This is a genomic window from Nocardioides solisilvae, from assembly GCF_003194625.1.
GTDB classification, from domain to species: Bacteria; Actinomycetota; Actinomycetes; order Propionibacteriales; family Nocardioidaceae; genus Nocardioides; species Nocardioides solisilvae.
The window spans coordinates 690,455-708,986 of record NZ_QHKX01000001.1; the positions used below are offsets into that span (position 1 = coordinate 690,455).

Consider the following 18,532-nt stretch of genomic DNA (forward strand, 5'->3'; position numbering starts at 1 on the left):
TCCGTCTCGTCTGGTCACTCCTGCTGGTCGTTCCCCGGGTCCATCACGTCGACGATCCGGCGCAGGTCGTCCATGGAGGCGAACTCGACGGTGATCTTGCCCTTGGACTTCCCCAGGTCGACCTTGACCCTGGTCTCGAACCGGTCTGACAGGCGGTCCGCCAGGTCGACCAGCCCGGGGGCCACGGGCTTGCTGCGGCGAGCCGCGCGTGCCGGCTTGCCGTGGTCACCCAGCGCGACGATCTCCTCCAGGGCGCGCACGCTGATCCCCTCCGCGACGACCCGCTGGGCGAGGCGGTCCTGCAGGTCGGCGTCCTCCACCGCGAGGAGGGCGCGAGCGTGGCCCGCGCTCAGGACGCCGGCCGCCACGCGGCGCTGGACCGCCGGGCTCAGCTTGAGAAGACGCAACGTGTTGCTGATCTGGGGTCGGGAACGACCGATCCGCTGCGCCAGCTCCTCGTGGGTGCAGCCGAAGTCCTCCAGGAGCTGGCCATACGCCGCAGCCTCCTCCAGGGGGTTGAGCTGGGAGCGGTGGAGGTTCTCCAGGAGCGCGTCACGCAGCATGTCGCCGTCGTCGGTCTCGCGGACGATGGCCGGGATGTGCTCCAGCCCCGCCTCCTGCGACGCGCGCCAGCGACGCTCTCCCATGATCAGCTCGTAGCCGCCCTCGGCGGAGGGACGGACCACGACGGGCTGGAGGAGGCCGATCTCCCGGATCGAGTGGACGAGCTCGGCGAGCGCCTCCTCCTCGAAGACCTGACGCGGCTGGCGAGCGTTGGGGCGCACCTCGGCGATCGGGATCTCGCGGAAGTAGGCCCCCGTGACCACCCCGGACTCGTCGGGACCGGGTACCGGGCCGGAGCCGACGTCGGGGGACGGGTCGCCGGACCCCGTGGAGTAGCCGGGCACTCCACCGGGAGGAACGACCGCCGCCGCGTCAGAGCGCTCGGGCGCCGGAGCGGCGGGTCCGTCAACTGCATGGCTGTCGCCGCTGACCCCAGCGGCCTCGCTGGGAGCCGTGGGGATGAGGGCGCCCAGGCCCCGGCCGAGACCGCGACGTGGGGGGCGAGGGGTGCTGCTCATCGGCTCGGGGCTCCCTTGCTGGCGATCTCGCGTGCTGCCTCCAGGTAGCACAGGGCACCCGGCGAACCGGGATCGTAGGTCATCACGGTCTGCCCGTAGGACGGCGCCTCGGAGACCCGGACGGAGCGGGGGACCATCGTCCTCAGCACGGTGTCGCCGAAGTGGTCCCTCACCTCCCCGGCCACGCCGGCGGCGAGCCGCGTCCTGGCGTCGTACATCGTCAGCAGGATGGTGGACACGGCAAGGGAGGGGTTCAGGTGCTTGCGGACCATCTCCACGGTCTCGAGCAGCTGACCGAGGCCCTCCAGCGCGTAGTACTCCGCCTGGATCGGGATCATCATCTCGTCGCCGGCCACGAGGGCGTTGAGCGTCAGCAGCCCGAGGGAAGGGGGGCAGTCCACGAAGACGTAGTCGAAGCGGTCCGCCCCGACCTCCGCCGCGCTCCCCACCCACGGGTGCCCGTGGATGGCCTTGCGGAGCCTGTTCTCCCGGGCCACCACGCTCACCAGCTCGATCTCCGCGCCCGCGAGGTCGATCGTGGCCGGCACCACCCACAGGTTGGTCAGGTCGGGGCACGTCGTGACCACGTCGGCGAGGGTCACGGTGTCGACCAGCAGGTCGTAGGTGGAGGGGACTCCGCGCCGGTGCTCGACGTTGAGGGCAGTGGACGCGTTGCCCTGGGGATCCAGGTCGATCACCAGGACCCGTTGGCCGAGCTGGGCGAGGGCGGCCGCGAGGTTGACGGTGCTCGTGGTCTTCCCGACGCCGCCCTTCTGGTTCGCCACCACCATCACGCGGGTGGCGTCGGGGCGTGAGGGACCGGAGCGATTCAGCGCACCGTGGCGTGCCATCACCACGTGCTCCGCCGCGCGAGCCAGCGGCGTGCTGTCGTCGTAGGCGCTGGTCTCACGCTCGGCGATCTGACCCGCGGTACGGGGGGTTCCACGTGAAACATCGGTGCGCGCGGGTGAGACCCCGGCATTGGCCCCCTGCTCCGTTTCACGTGAAACCGGGCTGACGTGTGTCGGCACGGTCCCGGCACTCCCCGTTTCACGTGAAACCGAACCCGCCGGCCCGGGACGTGCCTCGGACGAAGGGTGGGTGGCAACGGCGTCGAAAGGGTTCGTCGACGACGGAGCGCCGGTTTCGGACGACCCCCCCACCCACGCCGGAGGCGGCGCTGGACGGCCGGGCGCGCTCTCCAGGGCATCGACGAGGTGACGCGGGGTCGATCCGCCGGTCGACGAGACCCCGGCGGGCCCGCCGGCAGTCCCCGACGCCCCACCGGTGTCCTGTGGATAACCGGTGGAGAACTCACCGGATCCACGCTCAGGACCCTGTGCGTCACCGGTGGATAACTCCCTGGACCCGGTGGAGTCCCAGCTCTGGGCATCGGTCACGTGAAGTGCCCCTTCGAAGTGTGCGGACGATGGTGGTCCTGGTTCTGCGGCGATGCCGAAGCCATGCCGGGCGGAGCCCCAGTCCCGGTGACGGGACGTGAGCACAGCGCGAAACGGGCCTGGCGACTCGACGTCGTGCCTGCACCGACGAGGTGGAGTCCCACCTCAGCCCTCGCGCCGGCCCTGACGCTTCGCCTTGGGCGAGCCGCCCTTCCGACGACTCCCACTGGCTCCACCGGGCAACGGTAGCGCCCCGGGGTCGCGGCGGGAAACCCGGAGGGCGAAGGTCGGGACCTCCACGTCCTCGCCACCGAGGCGCACCACCTCCGGGACGCCACAACCGTGCCGGGTCAGCTCGCGCGAGGCGGAGTCGATCTCCTCGCGGACCGACGACCCCTTGAGCGCCACGAGTGCACCGCCCGCGTCGACCAGAGGCATCGACCAGTCCAGCAGACGCGGAAGAGGGGCCACGGCCCGTGACGTCACGACGTCGAAGCGTCGTTCCCCGTGCAGCGCCTCTGCTCTTCCACGCACGACCTCCACGTGGTCGAGCCCGAGCTGCTCCTTGACCTCCTCGAGGAAGGTGGTCCGCCGCAGGAGCGGCTCCACGAGGGTCACCCGGAGATCCGGACGCACGATGGCCACGACGAGACCGGGGAGTCCTGCCCCGGAGCCGATGTCGCAGACGCGTGCGCCCTCGGGCAGCAGGTCGCAGAGCCAGGCGCAGTTCAGCAGGTGCCGCTCCCACAGGCGCGGGACCTCGCGAGGCCCGATGAGACCGCGCACCACGCCATCGGTGGCGAGACGCTCGGCGTAGGCGACCAGGCCGGGGAGGTGCTCCGACGGCACGACCCCCCTGACCGTCCCGGGGACCGGGGGCAGGGGGGTCGGCACGGGCACGCCCGTGGTTCCACGTGAAACGTCGTCGGTCACCGGGGCAGGATCACCACGTGACGGCGCGGCTCCGCGCCCTCGGACTCCGAGCTGAGACCGGCGGCCTTGACGGCGTCGTGCACGACCTTGCGCTCGAAGGACGACATCGGGTCCAGCTCGACGCGCTCGCCGGTCGACTCCACCTGGGCGATGAGACGCTCGGCCAGCGCGACCAGGTCGCGGCGCTTCTGCTCCCGGTACCCGGAGATGTCGAGCATCAGCCGCGAACGCTCGCCCGTCTCGCGGTAGACCGCCAGGCGGGTCAGCTCCTGCAGCGCCTCGAGGACCTCGCCGTCCTTGCCGACGAGCATGGAGAGGTCGGCGCCGACGATCGAGACAGACGCGCGGTCACCCTCCACGTCCATGTCGAGGTCACCGTCGAGGTCAGCGATGTCGAGGAGCTCCTCGAGGTAGTCGGCCGCGATGTCGCCCTCCTGCTCGAGGCGCTCCAGCTTGCCGGGCCGCGGCGCCTGGGGCTCCTGCGGCTCGCGCTCGACGTCCTGGACGTCGTTCTCGGTGTCGGTCACGCGATCTCTCCCTGCCTCGTGGTCGTGCGTCGTGGTGCTGCGTCGTGTGCTGCGTCGTGGTGGGTGCCCCGCGTCGGCGGACCGGAGACGGGGCGAGGGTCAGCGCTTCTTGCGCTGAGACCTGGTCTGGCGCTTCGGCTGGTGCCGCGCCGGCCGCGCCGGCTCGTCGACCGCTTCGGTCGCGACCGCGCCGGGCTGCTCGCCCTCGGGCGCCTTGCCCTTGCGCGCCGCCTTGGCGCGGTCCCGCTCCTGCTTCGCGGCGAAGGCCGGGGTGCCGGGGGCCGGGTTGTTGCGGATCACGTAGAACTGCTGCCCCATGGTCCAGAGGTTCGACGTGGTCCAGTAGAAGAGCACGCCGATCGGGAACGCGATGCCGCCCACGGCGAAGACGACGGGAAGCACGTAGAGCAGCATCTTCTGCTGCTGCGCGTACGGGCCGCTCAGCGCGTCCGCCGGCATGTTCTTGCTCATCAGCTGGCGCTGGGTCAGGAACGTCGTCGCCGTCATCGCCAGGACCAGCACGGCCGCCAGGACCATGACGGTCCACTCGCCGTCGTTGCTGAGGAAGGTGTCGGAGATCGGGATGGTGCCGAAGAGCTCGGCCTGGCCGAACTCCTTGGCCCGCTCGGAGGTGAGCACCCCGTGCGCCTTGCCGTCGGCGGCCTGGTCGATCAGCCGGAAGAGCGCGAAGAAGATCGGCATCTGCAGCAGGATCGGCAGGCAGGAGGCGAAGGGGTTGGTCCCCGCCTCCTTGTAGAGCGCCATCGTCTCCTGGGCGAGCCGCTCACGGTCGTGGCCGTACTTCTTCTGCAGCTCCTTGACCTTGGGCTGGATGAGCTGCATGTTGCGGCTCGACTTGATCTGCTTCACGAAGAGCGGGATCAGGGCCGCGCGGATCACCAGCGTGAGGCCCACGATCGACAGCACCCACGAGGCACCCCCCTCGGGGTCCAGGACCGTGCCGAGCACGTTGTGGAAGCCCACCAGCACCACGGAGATGACGTAGTAGAGCGGCGTCATGATCGCGCCGCCGATGGCACCGAAGAAGTCGAGCACTCAAGCTCCTGGGGTAGGGGAGGGATCCGCGTTGCGGCGGGAGGGACGGGTGCGAGAGCCGCGCTCCGGGACGGGGTCGTAGCCCCCGGGGGACCACGGGTGGCAGCGCGCCAGCCGGCGGACCGCCAGCCAGGAGCCACGCAGGGAGCCGTGCCGGGTCACCGCCTCGAGCGCGTACGCCGAGCAGGTGGGGTGGTAGCGGCAGACCTGGCCGTAGAGCGGGCTGACGAACGTGCGGTACAGCCGCAGCAGCCCGATCAGGAGGTACTTCACGGCAGCACCCGGGCAAGACCGCGGGTCAGGTCGGCCCGCAGCGCCTCGTGCCCGGCGGCCGCGGCGTCGGGCAGGGCCCGGACCACGAGCACGCCACGACCCGGGAGCTCCTGGAGGTGCTCCCGGGTCAGGTGGCGCAGTCGCCTCTTCACGCGGTTGCGTGCCACGGCATTCCCGACGGCCTTGCTCACCACGAACCCCACCTCGACCGGTGCCGGACCTTCGTCGTGCCAGTGCACGACCATGGTCCGGGTCCCGGCCCGCCTGCCGGCGCGCACCGCCACCCGGAAGCCTTCGCCCCGGGTGAGGCGGGCAGCGCGGGGCAGCACGGGTGCTCGACGACCTGGCGGGGTCCGCCGTGGCCCGGCGTCAGACGGCCAGGCTGTTGCGACCCTTGCGACGGCGCGCCGAGAGGATGGCGCGGCCGGCGCGGGTGCGCATGCGCAGGCGGAAACCGTGCACCTTGTGCCGGCGACGGTTGTTCGGCTGGTACGTACGCTTGCTCACGAGCTCTCTCCGATGTGTCTCTCTGCGGGTGTCCACTCCGGCGGGATTGCGGTGCGCCTGACTTCGGCTGGCACCGCCTCCCCACGGCACACACCGTTGGACTGGGCGTGAATATCCGTGGACATGCGGCACCGGTCGACCACGAGCGGACGTCGGGTGACCTGCCAACGGTACGCGGAGCGGAGAAGCACGGTCAAACCCACGACCGCGTCCCCCGGCGCTGTCGATCGACCGGGACCGGAGCGCCACCGGCCGGCCTGTGGATGACGGGTTGCCCGCGCGCTCTCCCCGTTGTTACTTTTCCCGTTCGCTCATGGCCCGGCCAGACTCCCGTCCTCCTCCCACTGTCGGTTCCCCCGCACCCTCCCGCCACGCTGACATACCCGCTCTGACCTGCGACGACGTCGGCAACAGGGGGCGGAAGCCGGATCTGGTCCGACGTCTGGGTCACCCAAATGGGGCAAGATGCACACCTGTGGATAACCTTGTGGACCGATGAGCAGTCCCGTCACCCCCGGGGGTCGGACCACTGGTCGGAGGAGGCGCCGTCCCGGCGCCGCGGACGACACGCCGACAGGCACTGAGGGAGAGACGTGGAGAACGAGCCGGTGGACCTGGCCACGGTGTGGCGCAGCGTCGTGGAGCAGCTGCAGCCCAACCAGCGGGCGTGGCTGCGGGCCAGCGAACCGGTCACGCTGCACGAGAGCACGGCGATCATCGCGGTCCCCAACGACTTCACCCGCGGCCAGCTCGAGGGTCGCCTCCGCGCCCAGCTCGAGGACTCCCTGAGCGTCCGCTTCCAGCGAGAGATCAGGATCGCGGTCACGGTCAACCCCGCCCTGGAGGACCAGGGACTGCCTCCGGCGGACGACCATCGAAGTCAACAAGACGACTTGTCGACAAATGCGTGGGAGGCCCCGACCGTCCACCCCGCTCCGATGCCTGGTCCCGGGCTGGGCGGGAGTGGCCTGGCCGGCGGTGGCCCGGGCGGGGGACTGGGCGGTGGTCCGACCCTCGGCGAGACGCTCGGTCACACCCCCCAGCCCGTGCCCGCGGGGATTCCGGGTGCCCCTCCGGCCGGCCCCCCCGGGTTCCACGCCACCGTCCAGCCGGGTGCCCCCGGGTCGCTGGAGACCCGGCTCAACCCGAAGTACACCTTCGAGACCTTCGTCATCGGCTCGTCCAACCGCTTCCCCCACGCCGCGGCCGTCGCCGTGGCCGAGGCCCCCGGCAAGGCGTACAACCCGCTGCTGGTCTACGGCGAGTCGGGGCTGGGCAAGACCCACCTGCTGCACGCGATCGGCCACTACGTGCGCTCCCTCTACTCCGGGGCGAAGGTGCGCTACGTCTCCTCGGAGGAGTTCACCAACGAGTTCATCAACGCGATCCGCGACGACCGGCAGGACCGGTTCAAGCGCCGCTACCGCGACGTCGACGTGCTGCTGATCGACGACATCCAGTTCCTGGAGGGGAAGACCCAGACCCAGGAGGAGTTCTTCCACACCTTCAACACGCTGCACAACGCCAACAAGCAGATCGTCCTCACCTCCGACCGCCCGCCCAAGCTCCTCGAGGCGCTCGAGGACCGGCTGCGGAACCGGTTCGAGTGGGGCCTGATCACCGACGTCCAGGCACCCGACCTCGAGACCCGCATCGCCATCCTCCGCAAGAAGGCGGCGATGGACCGGCTCACGGCGCCGCCCGACGTGCTGGAGTTCATCGCCTCCAAGATCCAGACCAACATCCGCGAGCTGGAGGGTGCCCTGATCCGGGTGACGGCGTTCGCCAACCTCAACCGGCAGGAGGTCGACATGACCCTCGCCGAGATCGTGCTCAAGGACCTGATCCCCGAGGGCGGCGAGCCCGAGATCACCTCGCCGCTGATCATCGCCCAGACGGCGGCGTACTTCGGCGTGAGCATCGACGACCTCACCGGCCCGAGCCGCGGCCGGCACCTCGTGCTGGCCCGCCAGATCTCCATGTACCTGTGCCGCGAGCTCACGAGCATGTCGCTCCCGCAGATCGGCCGGGAGTTCGGCCGCGACCACACGACGGTGATGTACGCCGACCGCAAGATCAACCAGCTGCTGGCGGAGCGGCGCGCCGTCTTCAACCAGGTCAGCGAGCTCACCAACCGGATCAAGATGCAGGCCCGCCAGGGCTGAGCCGGGACCGGGCCCCGTCGAGCCGGTCCTCGCCCAGCGGCCTGTGAAATTCCTGTGGTCCCGGGCCCCTGCTCCTCCACAGGGTTGTGCACCCCTGCGGGTCCGCGGGGGGACACCACCCGCTCCCCCACACCCCGCGCCAGGAGTCCACATCCCGTGCACAGGCTCGCCCCACAGGCCTCGACGGCTCCGACCTGCGGCGATGGTGGTTCTCCACAGAATCCCCAACCCCTGTGACGACTACTCACCCGTACATGGACCGATCCTCCTCAACAACCATCCGGCCCGCCGACTGGGGAGAACCTGTCGCCACCGGCACCGGGAGCACACGCCGGTCCCCGTGCGTCCCACCCCTCACGGCCACGGGCACCGCACGGACAGGCGCACCGGTGGCATGGCAGGATCACCCCCACGCTCGAACCACAAGATCCGGAGGAACGAAGTGAAGTTCCGCGTCGACCGCGACGTCTTCGCCGACGCCGTCGCCTGGGCTGCTCGCAGCCTTCCCGTGCGTCCCAGCGCACCCGTGCTCGCCGGCCTGCTCGTCGAGGCCGGTGACGAGGGACTCGTCCTCTCCTCGTTCGACTACGAGACCTCCGCCCGCGCCGAGCTGCGCGCCGACGTCGCCGCCGAGGGCCGGGTCCTGGTGAGCGGTCGGCTGCTCGCCGACATCTGCCGCAGCCTTCCCCACAAGCCCGTCGACTGCGAGCTCGTCGGTGCCAAGCTGGAGATCAAGTGCGGCTCCGGCCGGTTCAGCCTGCAGACCATGCCGGTGGAGGACTACCCCGCGCTCCCGACCGTCCCGCCGCCGAGCGGCACGGTCAAGGGCGAGGAGTTCTCCCGCGCGGTCGCCCAGGCCGTCACCGCCGCCGGGCGCGACGACATGCTGCCGGTCCTCACGGGCGTGCGCATCGAGATCGAGGGCGACCGGATGTCGCTGCTCGCGACCGACCGCTTCCGGCTCTCCCACCGCGAGCTCACCTGGTCCCCGGCCGAGACCGACGCCTCGCTGGCCGCGCTGGTCCCGGCGAAGGTGCTGAGCGACACGGCCAAGACGCTCGGCGGCGACGTCACCATCTCGATCTCCCCCGCCGGCGGCGACGGCATCATCGGCTTCGAGGGCTCGACGCCCGACGGCGTGCGCCGCACGACCACGCGCCTGCTGGACGGCGAGTTCCCCAAGGTCCGCAGCCTGTTCCCGGCCGAGCACCTCACCGTCGCCACCGTGAGCAAGGCCGACCTCATCGACACGGTCAAGCGCGTGGCGCTCGTCGCGGAGCGCAACACCGCGGTCCAGATGAAGTTCGCCGACGGGGAGGTCGTCCTCGACTCCCAGTCGGGCGACGAGGCGCAGGCCACCGAGGCTATCGAGGCCGAGATCCGCGGCGAGGAGATCGTCACGGGCTTCAACCCGACGTACCTGCTCGACGGCCTCGGCGCCCTCGACGGCGAGAAGGTCGACCTCGCCTTCACCCAGGCCACCAAGCCGGTCGTCATCTCCGCCACCGACGGCGGCGACGACCACGCCTTCCGCTACCTGCTCATGCCGCGGAGACTGCTCTCCTAGCACCCGCTCGCCCCACCACCCCCAGGAGGATCCGCATGGAGATCGGGCTCGTCGGCCTCGGAAAGATGGGCGGCAACATGCGCGAGCGGTTGCGCCGCGGCGGCCACACGGTCGTCGGCTACGACCGCAACCCCGAGGTGAGCGACGTCGACTCGCTCGAGGCGTTGGTCGGGCAGCTGTCCGCGCCGCGCGTCGTCTGGGTGATGGTGCCCGCGGGCGGCCCCACCCACGAGACGGTCACCGCGCTGGGCGAGCTGCTGTCGGAGGGCGACGTGGTGGTCGACGGCGGCAACTCGCGCTGGACCGACGACGTCGCCCACGCCGAGCAGCTGTCCGGCCGGGGGATCGGCTACGTCGACTGCGGCGTCTCGGGCGGGGTCTGGGGCCTCGAGAACGGCTACGCCCTCATGTACGGCGGCTCCGCCGACGACGTCGCGAAGGTGCAGCCGGCGTTCGACACCCTCAAGCCCGAGGGCGACTTCGGCGCCGTGCACGCCGGCAAGGTGGGCGCGGGCCACTTCTCCAAGATGGTCCACAACGGCATCGAGTACGCGATCATGCAGAGCTACGCCGAGGGCTGGGAGCTGCTCGAGGCGGTCGACGTCGTCGACAACACCACCGAGGTCCTGCGCTCGTGGCGCGAGGGCACCGTGATCCGCTCCTGGCTGCTCGACCTGCTGGTCGCCGCGCTCGACGACGAGCCCGGGCTGGCCGGGATCCAGGGCTACGCCGAGGACTCCGGCGAGGGCCGCTGGACCGTCGAGGCGGCCATCGAGAACGCCGTCGCGGTCCCGGCGATCACGGCCGCGCTCTTCGCGCGCTTCGTCTCCCGACAGGACGACAGCCCGGCGATGAAGGCGATCGCCGCGATGCGCAACCAGTTCGGCGGCCACGCCATGCGCACCCCCGCTCCCGAGGGTGGGGACGCCGCGGGCGAGACCGGTCCCGACGAGGCGCCCGCCGCGGAGCGGGCCGGAGCGGGCACCGAGGCCGAGCCCGGTGAGAGCTAGCCGCACCGTGCACGTCTCCCACCTCCTGCTCCACGACTTCCGGTCCTACGCCGACGTCGACGTCGAGCTGGACCCGGGCGCCATGGCGTTCATCGGTCGCAACGGGCAGGGCAAGACCAACCTGGTCGAGGCGATCGACTACCTCTCCCGCCTCGGCTCGCACCGGGTCGCGACCGACGCACCCCTGGTCCGCGCCGGCGCCGACCAGGCGCTGGTCCGGGCGGTGGTCGTCAAGGAGGGGCGGCCGGCGACGCTGGAGGTCGAGCTCAACCCGGGCCGCTCCAACCGGGCCCGGATCAACCGCTCCCCCCTCCCCCGGCCGCGCGAGATCCTCGGCCTGGTCCGCACGGTCGTCTTCTCCCCCGAGGACCTCACCCTGGTGAAGGGCGACCCGGGCGACCGGCGCCGCTTCATCGACGACCTGCTCGTGCTCCGCACCCCCCGGCTGGCGGGCGCGCGCGCCGACTACGACCGGATCCTGCGGCAGCGCAACTCCCTGCTCAAGACCGCGGGTGCCGCGCGCCGCGGCGGCTCGTCGCAGGAGGCGGCCCTCTCCACGCTCTCGGTCTGGGACTCCCACCTGGCGCGGGTCGGGGCCGAGCTGCTCGCCCAGCGGCTGGCCTTGGTCGAGGCGCTGCGCCCGTACGTCGCCAAGGCCTACGAGGCGGTCGCCCGCGGGGCCTCGCGCGACGACGCCGAGGTCGAGTACAGGTGCTCCTTCGAGCTGGAGCCGGAGCCGGAGGGGACGGGCACGCCGGGGTCGGAGACCCTGGAGCGGCAGCTGCTCGCCGAGCTGGAGCGGCGTCGCCGCGACGAGCTGGAGCGCGGCGTCTCGCTGGTGGGGCCGCACCGCGACGACCTCGTGCTGGTCCTGGGCAACGGCGAGGTCCGGCTCCCCGTCAAGGGCTACGCCTCGCACGGGGAGTCCTGGTCCTTCGCGCTGGCGCTCAAGCTCGCCTCGTTCGACCTGCTCCGCAGCGAGGGGGACGACCCGATCCTCATCCTCGACGACGTCTTCGCCGAGCTCGACACCGGCCGCCGCGAGCAGCTGGCCGCCCTGGTCGCGGGGGCCGAGCAGGTGCTGGTCACCGCGGCGGTCGCCGAGGACGTCCCGGCCGCGCTGGCCGGTGGGCGCTTCCACGTCGCCGACGGGCAGGTGCGCCGTGCCTGACGGGAGCGACCCGCAGGAGCGGCAGCCGGGGTCCGAGCCCGACCGGTCCGGCGGGCTGCTGCCCGAGCCCGAGCCGCGCCGGGACGAGGGCCTCGACCTGGCCCGCGCCCAGGCCCGCGCGGCGGCCCGCTCGCCGGGCGCTCCCCCGGCGAAGCGACGGCGTACCGGCGCGGGCCCCGGTCCGGCCGCCCCGCGCTCGCGCGGCCGCAGCGGCGCCTCGGGCGCCCACCCCGACGACCGCGACCCGCAGCTGCTCGGGAGCGCGCTGGAGCGGCTCGTGCGCAACCGGGCGTGGGAGACCGACCTGCAGGTGCAGGGGGTCTTCGCCCGGTGGTCCGAGCTGGTCGGCGCCGAGGTCGGCGCACACTGCACCCCCGAGACGCTGGTCGACGGCAAGCTCGTGGTGCGCACCGACTCCACCGCCTGGGCGACGCAGCTGCGGATGCTCGCGCCGCAGGTGGTCCGCCGGCTCAACGAGGAGCTCGGCCACGGGACGGTCGTCCTCATCGAGGTCCTGGGCCCCCACCTGCCGTCGTGGAAGAAGGGCCCGCGCTCGACGCGCGGCCGCGGACCGCGGGACACCTATGGCTGAGCGGCCGACGGGACGGCGACCGGGCCCGGACGACGGGTGGCGCGGCCCCACCCGCCTCGCGGCGTTGCAGGGGACGCTCTGCGCCCTCATGCACCTCGTGGTGCTGGCGCAGTGGTGGGTCCAGTGGTCGTTGCGCGACGACGTGGCCCGGTACGCCGTCGAGCCGGTGCCGCCGTCGGGCTCGGCGTGGCTGCTGGTCGGGGCGACGGGCTCGGCGCTGGGGGTCGTCGGTTCGCTCGCCCTCGCGGCCTGGGGAGCTGCGGGCCTGGTGCACCGACGCAAGCCGGCACGGCGGGGTCTGGTCGTCGCCCTGGTCGGGGCGACGGCGGCGCTGGGGCTGGGGGTGACGGTGCCCGTCGCGGGGGCGTTCGGTGCCTCGCTCGGCGACCGGACGCTCCTGGTGCTGGTCTGGTCCGGCGTCCTCGTGTTCTTCTCGCTGGTGCTGCTGCTGTGGACCGCCGCGGTGTGGCTCTGGAAGCCAGCCCAGCCGATCGGGGAGGCGCATGGACGTATGGGGAGTCGTCCGACCCCCTGATCGGCCCTGCGAAACGCCTTGGAACGCCGCCTAGAGGCACATTTCCGTGCGGGTAGCCCCCCGTCGCCCACGCGATGCGTGGTTTCGGGGGCTCCAGACGCTAAACTGACGTCCGGGTCGCCGGCTCGTCCGCCAGTGACCCGCTGCATGTCGAGCCGCATGACGAGCAGCCTGTCGAGCAGCCCCTCGAGGGCGAGTGGAAGAAGGCCCCTGCGTGAGCGCTGAGTCCCCAGCCGAAGACCTGAACACCGGCCTCTCGGGCACCGCCAGCAACGGTGACTACGACGCCTCCGCGATCCAGGTCCTCGAGGGCCTCGAGGCGGTCCGCAAGCGCCCCGGCATGTACATCGGCTCCACCGGCGAGCGGGGCCTGCACCACCTCATCTGGGAGGTCGTCGACAACTCGGTCGACGAGGCGCTCGCCGGCCACTGCGACCGGATCGTCCTCACCCTCCAGGCCGACGGCGGGATCCGCGTCGAGGACAACGGCCGAGGCATCCCCACCGACATCCACCCCACCGAGGGGATCCCGGCGCTCACGATGGCGCTGACGATGCTGCACGCGGGCGGCAAGTTCGGCGGCGGCGGCTACAAGGTCTCCGGCGGTCTGCACGGCGTGGGCATCTCGGTGGTCAACGCGCTGTCGACCCGGGTGGTCGCCGAGGTGAAGAACCGCGGTCACCTGTGGCGCCAGTCCTTCCACATCGGCGTCCCCGAGGGCGACCTCGAGCAGGTCCGGCCGATGGAGGACGGCGAGCGGACCGGCACGACGATCACCTACTGGGCCAACGACGATATCTTCGAGACGGTCGACTACGACCTCGAGACCATCACCACGCGGCTGCGCGAGATGGCCTTCCTCAACAAGGGACTCGAGATCGTCGTGCGTGACGAGCGCCCGTCGGCCGAGCAGGTGGCGGACGCCGTCGAGGACGAGACCGTCTCCGACGACGTCGAACAGGGTGCCGACGCGCTGCGCCGCGCCGAGGGCGGCGGGGTCGAGCAGGTCTTCAAGTTCGACCGCGGCATCGTCGACTACGTCGAGCACCTCAACCGCCGCAAGGACAAGGCCAACGCGTCGGTCATCTCCTTCGAGGCCGAGACCCCGGCCGGCGCCCAGAGCCACATGAGCCTCGAGGTGGCGATGCAGTGGAACGCCTCCTTCACGGAGTCGGTCCACACCTTCGCCAACAACATCAACACCCACGAGGGCGGCACCCACGAGGAGGGCTTCCGCGCGGCGCTCACCACCCTGGTCAACAACTGGGGCGAGGAGTGGGGCCTGGTCAAGAAGAAGGAGGACCGGGTCTCGGGCGACGACATCCGCGAGGGCCTGACCGCCATCATCTCGATCAAGCTCGGCGAGCCGCAGTTCGAGGGCCAGACCAAGACCAAGCTCGGCAACACCGAGGCCAAGGGGTTCACCCAGCGGGTGGTCAACGACCAGCTGGGCGCCTGGCTGGAGCAGAACCCGGCCGAGGGCAAGGAGATCATCCGCAAGGCCCAGGCCGCGGCGTCCGCCCGGATGGCCGCGCGGAAGGCGCGCGACCTGGCCCGCAACCGCAAGGGTCTGCTCGGCGGCGGCGGCCTTCCCGGCAAGCTGGCCGACTGCCAGTCGACGAGCCCGAGCGAGTGCGAGGTCTTCATCGTCGAGGGAGACTCCGCCGGCGGCTCGGCCAAGCAGGGCCGGGACCCGCGGATCCAGGCGATCCTCCCGATCCGCGGCAAGATCCTCAACGTCGAGAAGGCGCGGATCGACAAGGTCCTGGGCAACCAGGAGGTGCAGGCGATCATCTCGGCGCTCGGCACGGGCATCCACGAGGAGTTCGACCTCGACAAGCTGCGCTACCACAAGGTCGTGCTGATGGCCGACGCCGACGTCGACGGCCACCACATCAACACGCTCCTGCTCACGCTCCTCTTCCGGTTCATGAAGCCCCTGATCGAGCACGGCTACGTCTACATGGCGCAGCCGCCGCTCTACCGGCTCCGGTGGAACAAGCCCCACGAGCACGAGTTCGTCTACTCCGACCACGAGCGCGACACCCTCATGCGCGACGGCCTCGAGCAGGGCAAGAAGCTGCCCAAGGAGAACCCGGTGCAGCGCTACAAGGGTCTCGGCGAGATGAACGCCGACGAGCTGTGGGAGACCACGATGGACCCGGAGCACCGGATCCTGCTCCAGGTGACCCTGGACGACGCCGCGCAGGCCGACGAGGTCTTCTCGATCCTCATGGGTGAGGACGTCGAGCAGCGCCGCTCCTTCATCCAGCGCAACGCCAAGGACGTCCGATTCCTCGATATCTAGCGATCTAGCACGATCCCTAGACTCGAGTAGACACGACCAGAGACAGGTGCAGCAGACGTGACCGAGACGACGAACCCCGGCGGCGACGGACCCGGCCCCGGCGGGCGCGTGGAGCCCATCGACCTCCAGACGTCGATGAAGCGCTCCTACATCGACTACGCGATGGCGGTCATCGTCGGCCGCGCGCTCCCCGACGTCCGCGACGGCCTCAAGCCGGTGCACCGCCGCATCCTCTACGCGATGTACGACGGCGGCTACCGCCCCGACCGCGGCTTCTCCAAGTGCTCGCGGGTCGTGGGCGACGTGATGGGTCAGTACCACCCGCACGGCGACTCGGCGATCTACGACACCATGGTCCGCCTCGCCCAGCCGTGGGTGATGCGCAACCCGCTGATCAACGGCCAGGGCAACTTCGGCTCGCCGGGCAACGACCCCGCCGCGGCCATGCGGTACACCGAGTGCCGGATGGCGCCGCTGGCCATGGAGATGGTCCGGGACATCGACGAGGAGACCGTCGACTTCCAGCCCAACTACGACGGCCGCTCCTCCGAGCCCACGATCCTGCCGAGCCGCTTCCCCAACCTGCTGGTCAACGGCTCCGCCGGCATCGCGGTCGGCATGGCGACCAACATCCCGCCGCACAACCTGCGCGAGGTCGCCGAGGGGGCCATCTGGGCGCTCCAGCACCCCGACGCCACCCGCGAGGAGCTGCAGGACGCGCTGGTCGAGCGGATCAAGGGCCCCGACTTCCCGATGGGTGCCCTGATCGTGGGCCGCCAGGGCATCGAGCAGACCTACCGGACCGGCCGCGGCTCGATCACGCAGCGCGCCGTCGTCGAGATCGACGAGGACGCCCGGGGTCGCACCTGCCTGATGATCTCCGAGCTGCCCTACATGGTGAACCCCGACAACCTGGCGCTCAAGATCGCCGAGCTGGTCGACAACGGCCGCCTGCAGGGGATCGCCGACGTCCGCGACGACACCTCGTCGCGCACGGGCCAGCGGCTCGTCGTCGTGCTCAAGCGCGACGCCGTCGCCCGCGTCGTCCTCAACAACCTCTTCAAGCACACCGAGCTGCAGACCAACTTCAGCGCCAACATGCTGGCCCTGGTCGACGGCGTGCCGCGCACGCTGACGGTCGACCAGTTCATCAGCAACTGGGTCGCCCACCAGGTCGAGGTCATCCAGCGCCGTACCCGCTTCCGGCTCCGCAAGGCCGAGCAGGACGCCCACATCTGGCGCGGCCTGGTCAAGGCGCTCGACATGCTCGACGAGGTCATCGCCCTCATCCGGCGCTCCCCCGACGTCGACGAGGCCCGCACCGGCCTGATCCAGCTGCTGGACGTCGACGAGGTGCAGGCCGACGCGATCCTCGCGATGCAGCTGCGCCGCCTCGCGGCGCTGGAGCGGCAGAAGATCGTCGACCGGCTCGCCGAGCTCGAGGAGATCATCGCCGACCTCGAGGACATCCTGGCCAACGAGGTCCGGCAGCGGCAGATCGTCATCGACGAGCTGACCGAGGTCGTGGACAAGTACGGCTCGGAGCGGCGTACCCAGATCATCGCCGCCGACGGCGACCTCTCGATGGAGGACCTGATCCCCGACGAGGAGCTCGTCGTCTCCATCACCCGCGGCGGCTACGCCAAGCGGACCCGGCGCGACCAGTACCGGATCCAGAAGCGCGGCGGCAAGGGCGTGCGTGGCGCGACCCTGCGCGGCGACGACGTGGTGGAGCACTTCATCGCCACCACCAACCACCACTGGCTGCTCTTCTTCACCACCGAGGGCCGGGTCTACCGGACCAAGGCCTACAACCTGCCCGAGGCGTCCCGGGACGCCAAGGGCGGCCACGTGGCCGGTCTGCTCTCCTTCCAGCCCGACGAGTCGATCGCCCAGGTGCTGGCGATCCGCGACTACGAGCAGGCGCCGTACCTCGTGCTCGCCACCAGCAGCGGCCTGGTGAAGAAGACCCGGCTCGCCGACTACAACAGCCCGCGCCAGGCCGGAGTCATCGCCATCGACCTGCGCCGCGAGGGCGACGAGCTGATCGGCGCCGAGCTGGTCGGGCCCGACGACCACCTGCTACTGGTCTCCCGCAAGGGCCAGGCCGTGCGCTTCCGCGCCGACGACGAGCAGCTGCGGCCGATGGGCCGCTCGGCGGGCGGCGTCACGGGGATGAAGTTCCGCGACGGCGACCAGCTGCTGTCCATGTCGGTGATCCGCGCCGCCCAGGTCGAGGCCGAGGAGGCCGCCGACGAGGCGGGCGTCTCGGTGGAGGAGGCCGCCGAGCGCGCCGGCACCGGCGACGAGCAGCCCGCCGGCGAGCAGGGCCCGTGGTTCGGCCTGCACCCGCAGTACGTCTTCACCATCACCGACGGCGGCTTCGCCAAGCGCACCCCCATCCCGGAGTACCGCATCCAGTCGCGCGGCGGCATCGGCATCAAGGCGATGTCCCTGGCCAACGCCGAGCGCGGTCAGCTGGTGGGTGCGTTCATCGTGGAGGAGGGCGACGAGATCCTCTCCATCACCGCCGGAGGCCAGGTCGTCCGGAGCCCGATCAACGAGAACTTCCGCCCCACGGGCCGCTCGACGATGGGCGTGAAGTTCGTCAGCCCGAAGTCCGGGGACTCGGTCGTCGTGGTCGCCCGGTCGATGGAAGCCCGCGAGGATGCAACAATCGACGAGGAGCAGGAGCCCGGCGAGACGACCGAGCAGGTCGACGCGCAGGCCCCTGAACCCAGCGAGATCGCTGGCACGGACAGCAGCACCGACGACGGCACCGAGACAGGGAGCGACGCCTGATGGCCGAGAGCGCCAGCCCGCGCAACCGTGGACCGGAGGACACGGTCGTGCGCACGGCGCTGCCCGGACGCATCGGCGCCACGCTGAGCAAGGCCGCCGAGCAGCACCGGGACACGGCGGCCATGAAGCCGACCACCGCGGGCAAGAAGCAGCCGCGCCGCGCCCGGCTGCGACTCACCCGGCTGGACCCGTGGTCGGTGATGAAGACGTCGTTCCTGCTGTCGGTGGCCTTCGGCATCGTCACCTTCGTGGCGGTCTTCATCATCTGGTCCGTGCTCGGTGCGGCCGGGGTGTGGGAGTCGATCAACGAGACCGTGGCGAGCGTCGCGGACCCCAAGGACTCCCCCAGCGCCTTCGACATCACGGAGTACGTCGGCATGAGCCGCGTCCTGGGCTTCACCGCCCTCGTCGCGGTGGTCGACGTGATCCTGCTGACCGCGATCGCGACCCTGGGCGCCTTCCTCTACAACATGGCGGCGGCCCTGCTGGGCGGCGTCGAGGTCACGCTCGCCGAGGACCGCAACTGAGCACTGCCTCGCGGGGCTCGACGGGCCGGGGCGTTTTGTCCCTGCCCGAGCCCATCAGGTAGTCTTCCCCGCGGTCA

At 71.2% G+C, this 18,532-nt stretch carries 17 protein-coding genes; 9 read left to right on the top strand and 8 right to left on the bottom strand.

Translation table 11 applies throughout. The annotated features are described in order from the left end of the window. Positions 1–14: 14 nt before the first annotated feature. From DNK53_RS03305 to rpmH, 8 genes are all read right to left on the bottom strand, one after another. On the bottom strand, positions 15–1,082 hold the full coding sequence (locus DNK53_RS03305) for a ParB/RepB/Spo0J family partition protein (RefSeq protein ID WP_110180836.1): 1,068 nt from the start codon (positions 1,080–1,082) through the stop codon (positions 15–17). Further along, the gene (locus DNK53_RS03310) at positions 1,079–1,933 is read right to left on the bottom strand and encodes a ParA family protein (protein ID WP_110181385.1); all 855 of its coding nucleotides are present in this window, start codon (positions 1,931–1,933) and stop codon (positions 1,079–1,081) included. Before DNK53_RS03310 ends, DNK53_RS03305 begins: the two co-directional genes overlap by 4 nt. Before the next feature lie 714 nt (positions 1,934–2,647). Next, the gene (gene rsmG, locus DNK53_RS03315; RefSeq protein ID WP_338040993.1) at positions 2,648–3,415 is read right to left on the bottom strand and encodes a 16S rRNA (guanine(527)-N(7))-methyltransferase RsmG; all 768 of its coding nucleotides are present in this window, start codon (positions 3,413–3,415) and stop codon (positions 2,648–2,650) included. Further along, positions 3,412–3,942 (bottom strand): Jag family protein, encoded by a 531-nt coding sequence (locus DNK53_RS03320; protein ID WP_204163723.1) that lies wholly within the window; start codon positions 3,940–3,942, stop codon positions 3,412–3,414. Before DNK53_RS03320 ends, rsmG begins: the two co-directional genes overlap by 4 nt. Before the next feature lie 99 nt (positions 3,943–4,041). Then, the gene (gene yidC / locus DNK53_RS03325) at positions 4,042–4,962 is read right to left on the bottom strand and encodes a membrane protein insertase YidC (protein WP_239456378.1); all 921 of its coding nucleotides are present in this window, start codon (positions 4,960–4,962) and stop codon (positions 4,042–4,044) included. A gap of 36 nt (positions 4,963–4,998) precedes the next feature. Beyond that, positions 4,999–5,271 carry a membrane protein insertion efficiency factor YidD gene (gene yidD, locus DNK53_RS03330; RefSeq protein ID WP_110180839.1) on the bottom strand — a complete coding sequence of 91 codons (273 nt, stop codon included), beginning with the start codon at positions 5,269–5,271 and terminating at the stop codon, positions 4,999–5,001. Next, positions 5,268–5,600, bottom strand: a complete 333-nt coding sequence (gene rnpA, locus DNK53_RS03335; protein ID WP_110180840.1) for a ribonuclease P protein component — start codon at positions 5,598–5,600, stop codon at positions 5,268–5,270. The genes yidD and rnpA overlap by 4 nt, the downstream gene beginning before the upstream one ends. A gap of 40 nt (positions 5,601–5,640) precedes the next feature. Then, positions 5,641–5,778, bottom strand: coding sequence for a 50S ribosomal protein L34 (gene rpmH, locus DNK53_RS03340; protein ID WP_110180841.1), 138 nt, complete (start codon positions 5,776–5,778; stop codon positions 5,641–5,643). Positions 5,779–6,371: 593 nt separating this feature from the next. Between rpmH and dnaA the strand changes: the two genes are divergently transcribed. The 9 genes from dnaA (at position 6,372) to DNK53_RS03385 (ending at position 18,455) form a co-directional block, all read left to right on the top strand. Continuing rightward, positions 6,372–7,943, top strand: a complete 1,572-nt coding sequence (dnaA, locus tag DNK53_RS03345) for a chromosomal replication initiator protein DnaA (RefSeq protein WP_110180842.1) — start codon at positions 6,372–6,374, stop codon at positions 7,941–7,943. A gap of 442 nt (positions 7,944–8,385) precedes the next feature. Further along, entirely contained in the window at positions 8,386–9,510 is a 1,125-nt protein-coding gene (gene dnaN / locus DNK53_RS03350) for a DNA polymerase III subunit beta (protein ID WP_110180843.1), read from the top strand. A gap of 35 nt (positions 9,511–9,545) precedes the next feature. Next, on the top strand, positions 9,546–10,520 hold the full coding sequence (gene gnd, locus DNK53_RS03355; protein ID WP_110180844.1) for a phosphogluconate dehydrogenase (NAD(+)-dependent, decarboxylating): 975 nt from the start codon (positions 9,546–9,548) through the stop codon (positions 10,518–10,520). A 7-nt stretch (positions 10,521–10,527) separates the two neighbouring features. After that, positions 10,528–11,691, top strand: a complete 1,164-nt coding sequence (gene recF, locus DNK53_RS03360; protein ID WP_110180845.1) for a DNA replication/repair protein RecF — start codon at positions 10,528–10,530, stop codon at positions 11,689–11,691. Further along, complete coding sequence (locus DNK53_RS03365) at positions 11,684–12,283, top strand: DciA family protein (protein ID WP_239456336.1); 600 nt, start codon at positions 11,684–11,686, stop codon at positions 12,281–12,283. Before recF ends, DNK53_RS03365 begins: the two co-directional genes overlap by 8 nt. Further along, complete coding sequence (locus DNK53_RS03370; RefSeq protein ID WP_162599745.1) at positions 12,276–12,818, top strand: hypothetical protein; 543 nt, start codon at positions 12,276–12,278, stop codon at positions 12,816–12,818. Before DNK53_RS03365 ends, DNK53_RS03370 begins: the two co-directional genes overlap by 8 nt. 214 nt (positions 12,819–13,032) lie before the next feature. Then, complete coding sequence (gene gyrB, locus DNK53_RS03375) at positions 13,033–15,126, top strand: DNA topoisomerase (ATP-hydrolyzing) subunit B (RefSeq protein WP_110180847.1); 2,094 nt, start codon at positions 13,033–13,035, stop codon at positions 15,124–15,126. Positions 15,127–15,261: 135 nt separating this feature from the next. Beyond that, a complete protein-coding gene (gene gyrA, locus DNK53_RS03380; RefSeq protein ID WP_110181388.1) occupies positions 15,262–17,928 on the top strand; it encodes a DNA gyrase subunit A in 2,667 nt (888 codons plus the stop codon). Next, entirely contained in the window at positions 17,928–18,455 is a 528-nt protein-coding gene (locus DNK53_RS03385) for a DUF3566 domain-containing protein (RefSeq protein WP_110180848.1), read from the top strand. Before gyrA ends, DNK53_RS03385 begins: the two co-directional genes overlap by 1 nt. The last annotated feature ends 77 nt before the right edge of the window (positions 18,456–18,532 follow it).

What these genes read in the sequence shown, in the direction of transcription:
- DNK53_RS03385 (WP_110180848.1), top strand. Translation starts at nt 17,928, where the DNA reads ATGGCCGAGAGCGCCAGCCCGCGCAACCGTGGACCGGAGGACACGGTC.
- gyrA (WP_110181388.1), top strand. Translation starts at nt 15,262, where the DNA reads ATGAAGCGCTCCTACATCGACTACGCGATGGCGGTCATCGTCGGCCGC.
- DNK53_RS03370 (WP_162599745.1), top strand. Translation starts at nt 12,276, where the DNA reads ATGGCTGAGCGGCCGACGGGACGGCGACCGGGCCCGGACGACGGGTGG.
- DNK53_RS03310 (WP_110181385.1), bottom strand. Translation starts at nt 1,933, where the DNA reads ATGGCACGCCACGGTGCGCTGAATCGCTCCGGTCCCTCACGCCCCGAC.
- gnd (WP_110180844.1), top strand. Translation starts at nt 9,546, where the DNA reads ATGGAGATCGGGCTCGTCGGCCTCGGAAAGATGGGCGGCAACATGCGC.
- DNK53_RS03305 (WP_110180836.1), bottom strand. Translation starts at nt 1,082, where the DNA reads ATGAGCAGCACCCCTCGCCCCCCACGTCGCGGTCTCGGCCGGGGCCTG.
- yidC (WP_239456378.1), bottom strand. Translation starts at nt 4,962, where the DNA reads ATGACGCCGCTCTACTACGTCATCTCCGTGGTGCTGGTGGGCTTCCAC.